The organism is Chryseobacterium sp. LJ668 (assembly GCF_019613955.1).
Taxonomy (GTDB): domain Bacteria; phylum Bacteroidota; class Bacteroidia; order Flavobacteriales; family Weeksellaceae; genus Chryseobacterium.
Map to the genome: position 1 here is coordinate 2058526 of NZ_CP080443.1, position 12965 is coordinate 2071490.

At 34.7% G+C, this 12965-nt stretch carries 10 protein-coding genes; 4 read left to right on the forward strand and 6 right to left on the reverse strand.

All coding sequences use genetic code 11. The features are described from left to right. Nucleotides 1-129: 129 nt before the first annotated feature. Together hemH and K0U91_RS09625 are read right to left on the reverse strand one after the other, a co-directional pair. Nucleotides 130-1152 (reverse strand): ferrochelatase, encoded by a 1023-nt coding sequence (gene hemH, locus K0U91_RS09620; RefSeq protein ID WP_220180528.1) that lies wholly within the window; start codon nucleotides 1150-1152, stop codon nucleotides 130-132. 75 nt (nucleotides 1153-1227) lie between these two features. After that, the gene (locus K0U91_RS09625; RefSeq protein WP_220180527.1) at nucleotides 1228-2106 is read right to left on the reverse strand and encodes a NifU family protein; all 879 of its coding nucleotides are present in this window, start codon (nucleotides 2104-2106) and stop codon (nucleotides 1228-1230) included. Between the two features lie 153 nt (nucleotides 2107-2259). Here K0U91_RS09625 and K0U91_RS09630 point away from each other — a divergent pair, with 153 nt between their 5' ends. Next, nucleotides 2260-2775, forward strand: a complete 516-nt coding sequence (locus tag K0U91_RS09630) for a gamma carbonic anhydrase family protein (RefSeq protein ID WP_219970491.1) — start codon at nucleotides 2260-2262, stop codon at nucleotides 2773-2775. Between the two features lie 80 nt (nucleotides 2776-2855). Here K0U91_RS09630 and K0U91_RS09635 read toward each other — a convergent pair whose 3' ends face one another. After that, nucleotides 2856-3302: a hypothetical protein gene (locus K0U91_RS09635; protein WP_220180526.1), complete on the reverse strand. Its 447-nt coding sequence runs from the start codon at nucleotides 3300-3302 to the stop codon at nucleotides 2856-2858. Nucleotides 3303-3366: 64 nt separating this feature from the next. Between K0U91_RS09635 and K0U91_RS09640 the strand changes: the two genes are divergently transcribed. Beyond that, nucleotides 3367-5493 carry a helix-turn-helix domain-containing protein gene (locus K0U91_RS09640; RefSeq protein WP_220180525.1) on the forward strand — a complete coding sequence of 709 codons (2127 nt, stop codon included), beginning with the start codon at nucleotides 3367-3369 and terminating at the stop codon, nucleotides 5491-5493. Between the two features lie 235 nt (nucleotides 5494-5728). On the opposite strand, the gene K0U91_RS09645 is transcribed toward K0U91_RS09640, so the two are convergent. Continuing rightward, nucleotides 5729-7330, reverse strand: coding sequence for an ice-binding family protein (locus K0U91_RS09645; protein WP_220180524.1), 1602 nt, complete (start codon nucleotides 7328-7330; stop codon nucleotides 5729-5731). Between the two features lie 431 nt (nucleotides 7331-7761). Between K0U91_RS09645 and K0U91_RS09650 the strand changes: the two genes are divergently transcribed. After that, nucleotides 7762-8766 carry an LLM class flavin-dependent oxidoreductase gene (locus K0U91_RS09650; RefSeq protein ID WP_220180523.1) on the forward strand — a complete coding sequence of 335 codons (1005 nt, stop codon included), beginning with the start codon at nucleotides 7762-7764 and terminating at the stop codon, nucleotides 8764-8766. 65 nt (nucleotides 8767-8831) lie between these two features. Further along, on the forward strand, nucleotides 8832-9953 hold the full coding sequence (ribB, locus tag K0U91_RS09655) for a 3,4-dihydroxy-2-butanone-4-phosphate synthase (RefSeq protein ID WP_220180522.1): 1122 nt from the start codon (nucleotides 8832-8834) through the stop codon (nucleotides 9951-9953). A 58-nt stretch (nucleotides 9954-10011) separates the two neighbouring features. Here ribB and fmt read toward each other — a convergent pair whose 3' ends face one another. Then, complete coding sequence (fmt, locus tag K0U91_RS09660) at nucleotides 10012-10959, reverse strand: methionyl-tRNA formyltransferase (protein WP_220180521.1); 948 nt, start codon at nucleotides 10957-10959, stop codon at nucleotides 10012-10014. A 90-nt stretch (nucleotides 10960-11049) separates the two neighbouring features. Beyond that, nucleotides 11050-12951 (reverse strand): RecQ family ATP-dependent DNA helicase, encoded by a 1902-nt coding sequence (locus K0U91_RS09665; protein WP_220180520.1) that lies wholly within the window; start codon nucleotides 12949-12951, stop codon nucleotides 11050-11052. Nucleotides 12952-12965: the final 14 nt, after the last annotated feature.

A 12965-nucleotide genomic window follows, 5' to 3' on the forward strand; every position in this document is an offset into this window, starting at 1 on the left:
TTTAAATTATTTTAAAATAATTGCATTTTTTTCGCTTGTATTATATGTTTTGATGGGGGGTGTTGTTAAAATAAATTTAAAAAGGACATCTGATTGCTCAAATGTCCCATTTATTTTTAAAATTAAAATTTAAACGAAATAAAACTCGTTCAGTTTTTCCTCACAGAGTGTTTTTACAACATCGATCCATCGGTCTTCGTCATTTAAACAAGGAATGTAATGGAAGTTTTCTCCGCCACCATGCTCAAATTGATGTTTTCCTTCAACTGAAATCTCTTCTAAGGTTTCAAGACAGTCAGAAACGAAAGCCGGACAAACAATAGCAAGGTTTTTAATTCCTTTTTTGCCAATAGTTTCCAAGGTTTCGTCTGTATACGGTTCCATCCATTTGTCTTTTCCCAATCTTGATTGGAAGGTGACCATCACTTTTTCTTTTGGTAAACCTAATTTTTTAATCACAGAATTGGTCACATCAAAACACTGATGGCGATAGCAAAACTGATGACTCGGATTGTTTTCACGAGAACAGCAGTCATTAAGATTGCAGGTATTCGTAGGATCTGTCTTATAGATATGTCTCTCCGGAACTCCGTGATAAGAAAATTGTAATGCATCAAAATTTTCAGGAAGCTTTTCTCTGATACTTTCTGCAAGACAGTCGATGTAAATTTCTCTGTTGTAAAAAGGTTGAATGTAATTGATTTTAATTCCCGGAAATTTCTTTTTTCTTACTTCTTCTGCTTTTTCAATCACGGTTTCAGTCGTACTCATCGCATATTGCGGATATAATGGAAATAAAACAATTTCCTTCACACCTTGATCAACTAATTTCTGAATCCCGGCTTCAATGCTTGGCTGTGCATATCTCATCCCGATTTCTACCGGAACATCAACTAATTTCTGAAGTTTTTTTTGAATTTTCTGCGTAATGACAATCAAAGGTGAACCTTCATCTGTCCATACTGTTTTATAGGCTTCAGCGGATTTTGCGGGTCTTGTATTAAGAATAATTCCCTGAACCAAAAGCGCACGGAAGAACCATCGGTAATCAATCACTTTCTCGTCCATCAAAAATTCATCAAGATATTCTCTTACATCAGGTACAGAGGTGGATCTAGGTGAACCGAGATTGACTAATAATATTCCTTTCATTCTATATAGGTAATAAGTAATGGGTAATGAGTAATAAATTTAGGTAAAAAATTACCTATTGCTCATCACTAATATTTAGCCGTTTACAGCTTCAACGTGTTCTACCAGATCCGGAACGAATTGTTTCAAAATGTTTTCAATTCCGCCTTTTAATGTAGCTGTTGAGCTCGGGCAACCAGAACATGCGCCTTGTAAAAGCATTTTTGCAGTTTTGTTGGCTTCGTCATATTCTATTAATGAAATTTTTCCACCATCATTTTCCACAGCAGGAGCCACATATTCATTTAAAATATCAGAAATTTTCTGTTCGTTGTCTGTATAATCTCTGTTAATGATATTCTCAACCGGACTTTCATGTTTCTGTGCAACGATATTTGAAATTTCTCCACCACTCTGAAGATGTTCTGCAATAAAACCACGAACTGCCATCATGACCTGATGCCACTCAACGGAATTATCTCTCGTCACCGCAACAAAATTATCTGAAATAAAAACTTCTTTAGCAAAATCAAATTCCTTAAAAAGTGCCTGAGCTAAAGGAACACCTTCAGAAGTCTCTCTGGATTTGACTTCCACAAAACCATCCATCAGCATTTTGCTAGAAACGAATTTCATCACATTAGGATTAGGAGTCATCTCAGCATAAATCTCATACTGTTCTTTTTTCTTTTGAAGATAAATTCTTGGGTTAGCTAAAAGCTCGTCCTCAACCACATTTTTCAGACTTTCGGCAATATGTTCCCATTCTACGGTATCCTGTTTTGCAACTGCAACAAAATTTGCAGTGATAAAAACTCTTTCCACAAAAGGATAGTTGAAAAGTTCTTGTGCCAAAGGAATTTCTGATATATCTGAATTTCTGTCCAACTCTAAAGACCCTGGAATCAAATTGTAATCAGCTACAAATTTCATCACTTTCGGGTTTTCTGTTGGCTCTATAAGAATAGTATGCATTTTTTCTTTAAATTTGAGATACAAAAATACGGAATTAGAACTTAGAAGCTAGGAGTTGAGAGTTAGATTTTTGCTATCACTGTAATTTAGAATTTGTGATTTCGTTATTTAATTTTCAAATTAACTCATTAACCAATTTTCAAATTAATATAAATGGCACTTGTAAAAGAACTTTTAGGAAAAGCACCGCAAATTGGAGAAAATACTTTTTTAGCAGAAACAGCAACTATTATTGGGGATGTTGTGATGGGAAAAGACTGCAGTATTTGGTATAATGCGGTGATTAGAGGTGATGTAAATTACATCAAAATGGGAGACAAAGTAAATGTACAGGATAATGCCATGTTGCATTGTACGTACGAAAAGTTTCCTTTAGAAATTGGAAACAATGTGTCTATAGGTCACAACGCAATCGTTCACGGATGCAGAATTAAAGATAATGTTTTAATCGGAATGGGATCTATCGTTATGGATGATTGTCTGGTTGAAGAAAATTCAATTGTTGGTGCCGGTTCCGTCGTGACGCAGGGAACGCATATTAAGTCAGGAGAAGTCTGGGGCGGCGTACCGGCAAGAAAGATAAAAGATATCTCTTCCGATTTATTGGAAGGAGAAGTAAACCGAATTGCAAATAATTATGTCAAGTATTCTTCTTGGTATAAAGAATAAATTATTTAATCTTGTAAATAAATAACAAAAGCTCTGAACTAATTTAATCGGAGCTTTTGTCATATCATAAATTGATTTAGTTAAGGATAAATCAAAACAGCTTTTTCACCTTGGCATTTCACGCCAGTTGGTTCTGCAGCCATTATACAATCTGAAGTAATGTTATATTTCTTATTAAATTCAGACATCTTCTGAGTATATTCTTCAATTTTTGGAAGTATAGTTGCCTCATTTTTCTTCGGATAAGCGATATATGTGACAGGTCCTCCGCAAGCTTTCGTTCCCAATGGAGAGAAAGCCCATTCTGCTGCATCAGTGCATTTTTCTTTGACAACCGAAGATTCTATAGAAGCTTTAAGTTTATCGAGTTGTGCTTCATCGTATTTCTGCGAACTTTCATCTGCCGGTCTTTCTGAAATATCTTTTGGCATTTCCGCAGGGTCATTACTTTGTGCAGATTTGCATGAAAGTAGTGTAAGACCTGCAAATAATACCACTGCCGGAATTTTGATCAACCAATTTTGCATAAATAATTTTTTTAGTGCTCATCAAATTCCATTCCTTATTTTCAATTTTTGTAATTTTGCAGCGATGAATAATCATTTTTTTGACTTAATAGAGCATACAAATCGAAGTGTTTTTCTTACCGGAAAAGCGGGAACGGGAAAAACAACATTCCTTAACGAATTTGTAAAAAAAACCAGAAAAAAACACATTGTTGTAGCGCCTACAGGGATTGCCGCAATCAATGCAGGTGGCGTAACCATTCATTCAATGTTTGGTTTGCCGCTGCGTACTTTTTTACCGACAACAGACAGAATTGACGGCAGCTTGGGAAACAATATTGCCGATCTGATGTCTCATTTTAAATACCGAAAAGATAAGCTTAAGCTTTTGCGTGAAGTTGAGGTTCTGATTATCGATGAGGTTTCAATGTTGCGTGCCGATGTTTTGGATATGATGGATTTTTCCCTGCGATTTATCCGAAGAAACAATCAGCGTTTTGGAGGTGTTCAGATGTTATTCATCGGAGATTTGTATCAGCTGCCTCCAGTGGTGAGAGATGAGCATATTTTAAAAATGTATTACAATTCGCCATTCTTTTTTGACAGTCTTGCAATAAAAGATATCCCTTTATTAACGATTGAATTAACGAAAGTCTATCGTCAAACTGATGAAGAATTTCTTGAAATTCTGAACGCAATCCGTGACGGTGATGTTGCCAATATTGATTTTGAACATTTAAATGAGAGATTTAATCCAGATTTTAATGCGGGTGAAGATTCTTACATCTATCTCTGTTCGCACAACAAATTGGCAGACGATATCAATCAGCAGAAATTAGCTGAAATTAAAGTCGATCCTTCAACTTTTGAAGCTAAACTTTTTGGTGAGTTTAAAGAGAATCAATATCCGAATGAGCAGTTTTTAGAATTAAAAGTGGGCGCTCAGGTAATGTTTATCAGAAATGATATTTCCGGTGAGAAAAAATATTTTAATGGGAAATTAGGTGAGATTTCTGCATTAGACGAAAAAGAAATCAAAGTGATTCTTGACGGCAGCGAACGTGAAATTACCGTGAAAAGAGAAGTCTGGGAACAGAAAAAATATTCTCTGGATGGCGAAAAAAATATTAAAGAAGAGGTTTTGGGAAGTTTCGAACAGTTTCCAATCAAATTGGCTTGGGCTGTGACGATTCATAAAAGCCAGGGTTTGACGTTTGATAAAGTAATTATCGATGCCGGAAAAAGTTTCACTGCAGGTCAGGTGTATGTGGCTTTATCTCGTTGCCGAACTTTAGAAGGGATTGTTTTAAAATCTAAAATCACTCCTGAAGTGATTTTTAAAGACAACAGAATTCTGCAGTTTCAAGGTGCAACTTTTGCCAATGATAATGTGGAAGAAATTCTGAACAGAGAAAAATACGATTACAGCATCAGAAAAGTGCTTCGTTCGGTCGATTCTCAATGGCTTTTAAAAGAAATAGAGTTGTGGAATAACCTTTCGATCACTACGAAAAGTATTGACCATGGAAAATCTAAGCAGCTTTATTTACAATTAAAAAATGACATTGTTAATTTAGGTAAAATCTTTGAAAAACTAGAACGAATTATTTTTCAGAAAGTAAATAATTTCATCAGTCAAACTGAAGAATGGAGTGAGATAGAAAATAAAACCAAAGGTGCCGTTAATTTCTTTTTCAATGAGGTGAAAGACAAAATTTTCAGTCCGCTGAAAGAATTTTATTCTGAAATAAAAGGCGTAAAAGGTCTGAAAAACTATAATGAAGAATTCAAAAGCTGGCTCGAAGATATCGAAGAATATCTAAATGGTCTCAAAACCGCTCATCTTTTGGAAACGAAACTCTTAGACGAAAAAAACGACAAAGAAGTCAGCATGAAAATTGCAAAAGTTCCTTCTCAGGTTCTGACGTTCCAGTTGTTTGAGCAAGGGAAAACCATTTCAGAAATCGCTTTAGAAAGAGGTTTGGTCAAAGAAACGGTTTTGGGTCATCTGGCAAGATTTGCCGAACAGGGCTTGCTTGATTTGTCAAGGGTAATTACTTCCGATAAAATTAAAACCTTCGAAAAAGCTTTTAAAACTGATCCGAAAGAAACTTTAAACGAGTGGAAAACTGCGTTGCCTAATGATTTTGATTTTAATGAAATCAGGATTTTGATAAATCATTTTAATTTTTTGAAGGAGAAACGTAAATAAGAAGTATTAAAAAAGAATTTGTTTTTACACTTAATTTGTAAGACAGTTTTCCTTTATATAAACTTTGTTTTTCGGAAATAGAATATTTTTCTCCTGAAAACTTTTTTTAGATTGTTTAATATTTTTTTTAAGACTGTTTGGCAGTTAACCAAAAGTAAAATTCTATCGTTTATACAAAAAAATCCGTCTCACATTGAGACGGATTTTTGATTGTTATTAAGCAATTATCTAGGTTCTATGGTTTAGATATAACTTTTCCTGTTTGTACTTTACCATCCTTATCTTTTATTTGATAAAAATAAATTCCTGCAGGAAGATTTAGCTGTAATGAACTTACAGTTTCATTTAAAACTTTTCCTAAAACTCTTGTACCAGAAGCATTGTAGATTGTAAAATTTGAACCGGTATTTTTATTGTCAATTTTAACATTCAGAACTGATGAGAAAGGATTTGGAAAAACAGTAGCTGTTTGTTTGTTTCCGGCAACAGAGCTTACAGCTAGTGAGCCAGTGCATCCTGCTGTAATTTGAGCATTAATCCCTGTTGTATTGATTGCGCCGCTCGTACTGAGTACACGACCTTCAATTGTAGAACCAATATTCATACTGATTGCCCCATTATTACCAATTACGGTACCTTTGAAACTGGCGTAATCATTAAGACTCACAGCGCCATCCACTTTCCAGAATACATTTTTTGCTTGAGCTCCATTTTGTAAAACTACAGAAGCATAAGTGCTTGTTGAGAGTGCGCCAGTTATTTTGATGACAAAAACAGCGTTAGGATTATTCTGTGCGTTCAAAAATACTGTACCGTTGAGAACTGTAGCAGCATTTAATTGATAAGTATGAGGTGTAAGAACCAGGTTTTGACCAAATGCAGCCGGGTAAAGCAATTGAATATCAGTTGGAAGCGTGTTGAGATAAGTGTATACATTAGATAGATCTACTGCACACACTGCTGTTGACGTATCCGGACTTGGGTGAATCGTTCCATTGACATTGATAGCTAAAAAACCTGTAGTAAGACCTAGATTAGATCCTATATCGCCGGTTACCATAGACACCCCTGTGTTGGTAACTGTTCCATTTCCTGTAAATACTGCATAGCATGCAACACTATTCAAAACCGGCTGAGCGGGTCCTGTTAAAATCAAACTTCCGCAGCCAATTGGTTTTCTCACAGTAACGCCAGAAACGGTAACTGCTCCTGTTGTTGAAAGTGCACGACCTTCAAGTGAAGTTCCTGTATTTAATATGATTGCAGCATTATTAGCAACAATGGTACCTTTCATTGTTGTATTGGCTGCCAAATCTACCAATCCTTCTACTTTCCAGAATACGTTGCAGGCCAGAGCGCCATTGGTAAGTACTACCTGTGCTCCTGCAGCTGAAGAAAACGCACCCTGAATTTTAAATATAAAAACAGAATTTGCATTTCCGCCACCGTCAAGCGTTAATACGTTATTAAGTGTTGCACTTTGAGTGATAGAATAGGTTCCTGCAGTTAATGTCTGTCCGTTACCCAATAATGGAGCAGGAAAAAAATTAGGAATGGCTGCATTTAATTGATTGTATGCAATTGTAAGGGCTGCTGCTGCTGTAGCTGTAGCACCATCTGCGTCATGCATCACACCATCTACGTTTCCAAAGTTTGTACTTGAACCGTTATTCGTACCAACATCGCCTGTTAACTGGGACAATCCGGTATTACTTACTGCGCCATTCGAAGAAAAAAGCGCAAAATTGGCGGAAGCACCTAAAACTGGCGCTTGTGCAGATACTCCTACAGTAATCATTACTGTCATAAAGAATATGAATTGTAAAATTTTTATCATATAAATATTATTTTTATAATTATTTAAATATAATTATATTATCAAATGTACAATAAAATATTGTATAAAATCAAAATATTTCAATATATTTTAATTATGTTGAATATTTTTTAAAAATAATTTTATTATTAATAAAAATTATTTAAAAAATTATTTTTATTTATTTTATAATATTTTTTAAAAAAATTATTTTATATATATTTAATATAATATTATTAGAAGAGAAATACAGATAGGTTAAGAAAATGTCTATGTTAACTGGAAGATTATAATTGAGAAAGATAGATAGTTTTTACCGAACCACTTCATCATCCCTATCAATTACAAAAAGTAACTAATGCGATTAATTAACTTTAAATTTGTATTCTAATCAATTATTAAATAAATCCAAAGGGGATTGCTATCACTTTTGTAGAAATAAACAACCCGATATGAAAAACTTTGAAATATCTGTTTTAGATCTTGCTCCCGTAAAACAGGGAAAAAGTATTAATAATACTTTTCAGGACAGCCTGTCTTTGGCAAACTATGCTGAAAATTTAAATTATAAAAGGTTCTGGCTTGCCGAACATCATAATATGGAAAGTATTGCCAGTTCTGCAACCTCTGTTCTGATCGGTTTTATTGCGAATGGTACAAAGAAAATCAGAGTCGGTTCAGGAGGCATTATGCTTCCCAATCACAGTTCGCTCGTCATTGCCGAACAATTTGGTACCTTAGAATCACTTTTCCCCGGAAGAATTGATCTCGGTTTGGGAAGGGCTCCCGGAACAGATGGTTTGACGGCCCAGGCTTTAGGAAGAAATCCGGCCATCATTAATGAGCAGTTTCCGAGACAGATTTTAGAATTACAAAAATATTTTTCCAAAGAAAACTCAAACGCATTGGTTCGTGCAATTCCCGGTGAAGGTTTAGATATTCCGATGTATATTTTAGGATCGAGTACAGATAGTGCGTGGCTGGCTGCTGAGTTTGGACTTCCGTATGCTTTCGCGGGACATTTTGCTCCGGATCAAATGGAAATGGCTTTTAAAATTTATAAAGAGCATTTTGAGCCTTCAAAATATCTGGATAAACCATATATCATCGCATGTGTAAACGGAATTGCTGCCGAAACATCGGAAGAGGCAAAGTTTCTTTCTACGACTTTGTTTCAGGCATTTATTAATATTATCAGAAACGACCGCAAGCCTTTTCCAGAACCGATAACTGATATGGATGATATTTGGAATCCGATGGAGAAAGCGATGGTTTTAAAAATGTTAAAATTCAGTTTTGTAGGAGATCAAACTCAAATAGCAGAGCAATTGAGCGATTTTCAGGAAAAATATCAGGTTGATGAATTGATGATTAATTCTCATATCTACGACCATCAGAAAAGATTGAATTCTTATCAATTAATCCGACAAGCGACCGAGTCACTCTTCAAAGCTTAACAATCTGTACATATTAATTGTTGATCCTTTTTTTATGAGTATCTTTGCGAAAATTTAAAGTAAAAATGTCTGATATTAAATTAAATACTATTCCGGAGGCTATTGAAGACCTTAAAAATGGTAAAATAATCATAGTGGTAGACGACGAAGACAGAGAAAATGAAGGAGATTTTCTATGTGCTGCCGAACTGACAACTCCTGAATTGATCAATTTTATGGCTTTCCACGGAAGAGGGCTGATCTGTATGCCACTTCCTGAAAAGAGGTGTGACGAGCTTGGTCTTGATATCATGGTAAGTAGAAGTAGCGATCCTAAGGAAACTGCATTTACAGTATCTGTAGATCTTTTAGGTGACGGTACTTCTACAGGAATTTCTGCAGGAGACAGGGCTAAAACCATTTTAGCATTGATGGATGACAAAGCTAAATCTACAGATTTTATGCGTCCCGGTCATATTTTCCCGCTTCGTGCGAAGAAAGGAGGAGTTTTAAAAAGAGCAGGACATACAGAAGCAGCGATTGATCTGACTTGCCTTGCAGGCTTAAAAGAAGGTGGTGTCATCTGTGAAATCATGAACGAAGATGGAAGTATGTCTCGTTTACCTGAGTTGTACGCTTTTGCGCAGAAACATGATATGAAAATCGTTTCTATCGAAGATCTGATTCATTATCAGCTTAAAAAAGGAAATCTTATTGAAAGAATTGAAGAAAGAGAAGTGAAGACCGCTTATGGTGATTTTGATTTTCTTGCTTTTAGAGAAACTTCTAACGACCAGATTCACTTTGCATTAACAAAAGGTTCTTGGACGGTTGATGAGCCGGTTTTGGTAAGAGTACAGTCTTCAGATTCTTATTTTGATGTTTTAACCAGATTAAATAATGGTGAAAAACCTCAGCTGGAGAAAGTTACCAATATGATCAACGAGGCAGGAAAAGGAGCAATTATTTTCATTAATAACGTATCAAATTCTGAAAATACATTGAGAAAATTGCAACAGTTCTTAAATTATCAGGATGGACAGCAAAAACATCCAACTGCCGCTTTCAATTATAGAGATTACGGTATTGGAACTCAGATTTTAAAGAATTTAGGAATCAATAAATTTAAAGTAATTACTCAAAATCCTAATGTAAAACCTCAGGTTGGCGGTTATGACGTTGAGGTGACGGAGATGGTACAGCTTTAAACGTGAATGATTTCGAATAAATTCACAATTAAAATATATAAAAAATGGCTTGAGTATATCAAGCCATTTTTATTTCATCGAAATTTCTAAATCCGTTGAGGAAATCTTTAATATTCATTCTTTTTTTTCCTTCTAATTGCAGTTCTAAAGGAAAATAGATTCCGTCTTTCGTGTAGATTTTTAATTCATTTTTAGAAATATCTAATGATCCGGAAGTTTTTCCGTGATCAGAAATTTCAAATTTCCCGTTGTAGATTTTCAGTCCTTTTTCTTCTTCCCCGATTTTTATTGTGGTAAAAGCTGCGGGATAAGGTGACATTCCTAAAATGAATTGATGAACTTCTTTCGATGATTTATTAAAGTCGACCTTAGTATCTTCTTTAAAAATTTTAAAGGCATTTTTCGGATGTTCAACGTGTGGCTGAGGTTTTTCTGTAATTGAGTTTTCAGATAGACCGTCAAGCGTTTTCACGATTAATTCAGCACCCATTTCCATCAGTCTGTCATGAAGGCTCCCCGCATTTTCATCGGGTAAAATTTCAATTTCTTCCTGGAGCAAAATATTACCTTCGTCTATTTTTTCATTGATAAAAAATGTTGTAGCTCCGGTTTTTTCTTCTCCATTAATAACGGCATAATTAATTGGTGCAGCTCCACGATAATCTGGAAGTAAAGAAGCATGAAGATTGAAAGTTCCGAGTTCAGGCATTTCAAATAAGATTTTCGGCATCATTCTGAAGGCAACGACCACGAAAACATCAGCGTTTAAATCTTTTATTTCTTCTAAAAATTCAGGATTTCTTAATTTTTCGGGCTGCAAAATATGAAGATTATTTTCAACAGCATAAATTTTTACAGCAGATTGATTGATTTTCTGTCCGCGGCCGCTTGCTTTGTCGCCTACAGTCACTACACCGACAACTTTATGATTTGATTGATGAATGGCTGCCAAAGCTGTCTTAGCAAACTCAGGTGTACCAAAAAAAACGACTTTCAATGATTTCATACTGCAAAGATAATTTTCTTTGATTTATTAAAAAGATTAAAAGATTAAAAGATTAGATCGAAAATCTTTAATATTACCGATTGCCTTTGCCTATTTCAATGCATACGTTCTAAAATTCAGCATTTTTACTTTATCAGAATCCAAAAGAAATATTAAACTTTCTAAAATTTCTTCTTTTGCATGAAAATTGAGCTGAATTGATAACTCTTCAATTGTTGCAGGTTTATCTGCTAATAAATTGATAATTTGTGATGATATATTTTTTCCAAAAATAGACTGTTTATTCTTTTGACAGACTGTACACTGACCACAATTTTTTGTGTTTTTTTCTCCAAAATAAGCAAGAATTAATTTCATTTTGCAGTAGGTGGAATCTTCAATATAAAATTTCATTTCTTCCCACTTTTGAATTTTATTTTTCTGAATTTGTTCAAACAGTTTCCAATAAATGCTGTTGGTCACCTTTTCATCTCTTGGTTTGAGGAATTTTACACTCGCCAAAGCTCCATCAATGTATTCCAGATAATTTTTCTGTTGCAGCTCTTTTAGCCTTTCTTTGATCAAATGAATGCTCACACCGATTTTGTCACTTACTTTCTGCTCGCTGAACATTACTTTGTGTGTTGTAATTCCCGAGATCGAGCGTAAAAGAAATTCAATAAAATAGGCATCTTTTTGAGGCAGCTGATCAATTTCATCAGCTTTTATTGAGAGTTCTACAGATGATAAACTCTTGTTGCTGTTGTAGTAAATGATTTCTTGAGTATGTAAAAAATTTAAAACATTTTTGATTTTAGCATTTGAAAGTTTTGTAAAATTTTGAATTCCGGAAATATTTAATTCAAACACTTTTTCTGGAAGCTCAAATTCAGCCACCTGAAATTTAGAATACAGATAAGAAATGATCTTCAAAAACTCAGCTTTATTAGGAATTTGATTTCTTAAAATTTGATCAAAATTTAAAATCTCCTGTTGATCCCAGAGCATGAACGCAAAACTTTTCTTGCCGTCTCTTCCGGCACGCCCGATTTCCTGATAATAATTTTCGATCGACTGAGAAGGGGAGAAATGAATGACAAATCGCACATTATCTTTGTCAATTCCCATCCCGAATGCATTGGTGGAAATCAAAACATTCTGATCACTGTTGTTCCAGAAATTCTGTCTTTCGTTTTTTTCTTTTGTCGTTAAACCCGCATGGAAATAATCTACATTACTGATTTTATTTCTGTGAAGAAATTCGGTAAGCAGCTCGGCATCTTTTCTGGTTCGCACATAAATAATTCCTGACTCTTTCGCATATTTAAGAATATTAAAAATCCTTTGGTACTTATCTGAGATTTCTTCTGAAAAAATTTTAATATTATCTCTTTTAAAACTTTTTTGAAAGACATTCGGTTTTTTTAATTCGAGTTTGTTTTTTATTTCCTCTAAAACTTTAGGGGTTGCTGTTGCCGTCAAAGCAAGACAAGCTATTGCAGGGTTATTTTTTCTGAAATCTTTGATATTCTGATAGCTGGGCCTGAAGTCCTGACCCCATTCTGAAATACAGTGTGCCTCATCCACTGCAATAAATGATAATTGTATCTCTTCAATCTGCCGGATAAACTGAAAATTTGTAAGTCTTTCCGGTGAAACGTACAGCAGCTTTGTTAAGCCGTCCTTGCAACGGTTGTAAATAACTTCAGCATCAAAATCATCGAGTTCAGAAGACAGATATTCCGCTTCAATTCCTCTGAATTTTAGCTGATTGACCTGATCTTTCATCAATGCCAATAGGGGAGATATTACTAAACAAACACCTTCTCGTAGTAAGGCGGGAAGCTGATAACACAGTGATTTTCCTGCCCCTGTTGGTAAAAGTACCAAAGTATCATTTCCAGTGATTACAGAATCGATAATGTCACCTTGAGAATCTCTAAAGGTATCATAACCCCAAAAATACTTGAGGGTTTTATTTTTCAGTTCCTGAAAATCATGAGAAGAAATCATAACGTAAAAATATA

Coding starts and splice junctions, on each gene's coding strand:
- hemH (WP_220180528.1), bottom strand. CDS start 1,152: ATGAAAGGAATATTATTAGTCAATCTCGGTTCACCTAGATCCACCTCT.
- K0U91_RS09625 (WP_220180527.1), bottom strand. CDS start 2,106: ATGCATACTATTCTTATAGAGCCAACAGAAAACCCGAAAGTGATGAAA.
- K0U91_RS09630 (WP_219970491.1), top strand. CDS start 2,260: ATGGCACTTGTAAAAGAACTTTTAGGAAAAGCACCGCAAATTGGAGAA.
- K0U91_RS09635 (WP_220180526.1), bottom strand. CDS start 3,302: ATGCAAAATTGGTTGATCAAAATTCCGGCAGTGGTATTATTTGCAGGT.
- K0U91_RS09640 (WP_220180525.1), top strand. CDS start 3,367: ATGAATAATCATTTTTTTGACTTAATAGAGCATACAAATCGAAGTGTT.
- K0U91_RS09645 (WP_220180524.1), bottom strand. CDS start 7,330: ATGATAAAAATTTTACAATTCATATTCTTTATGACAGTAATGATTACT.
- K0U91_RS09650 (WP_220180523.1), top strand. CDS start 7,762: ATGAAAAACTTTGAAATATCTGTTTTAGATCTTGCTCCCGTAAAACAG.
- ribB (WP_220180522.1), top strand. CDS start 8,832: ATGTCTGATATTAAATTAAATACTATTCCGGAGGCTATTGAAGACCTT.
- fmt (WP_220180521.1), bottom strand. CDS start 10,959: ATGAAATCATTGAAAGTCGTTTTTTTTGGTACACCTGAGTTTGCTAAG.
- K0U91_RS09665 (WP_220180520.1), bottom strand. CDS start 12,951: ATGATTTCTTCTCATGATTTTCAGGAACTGAAAAATAAAACCCTCAAG.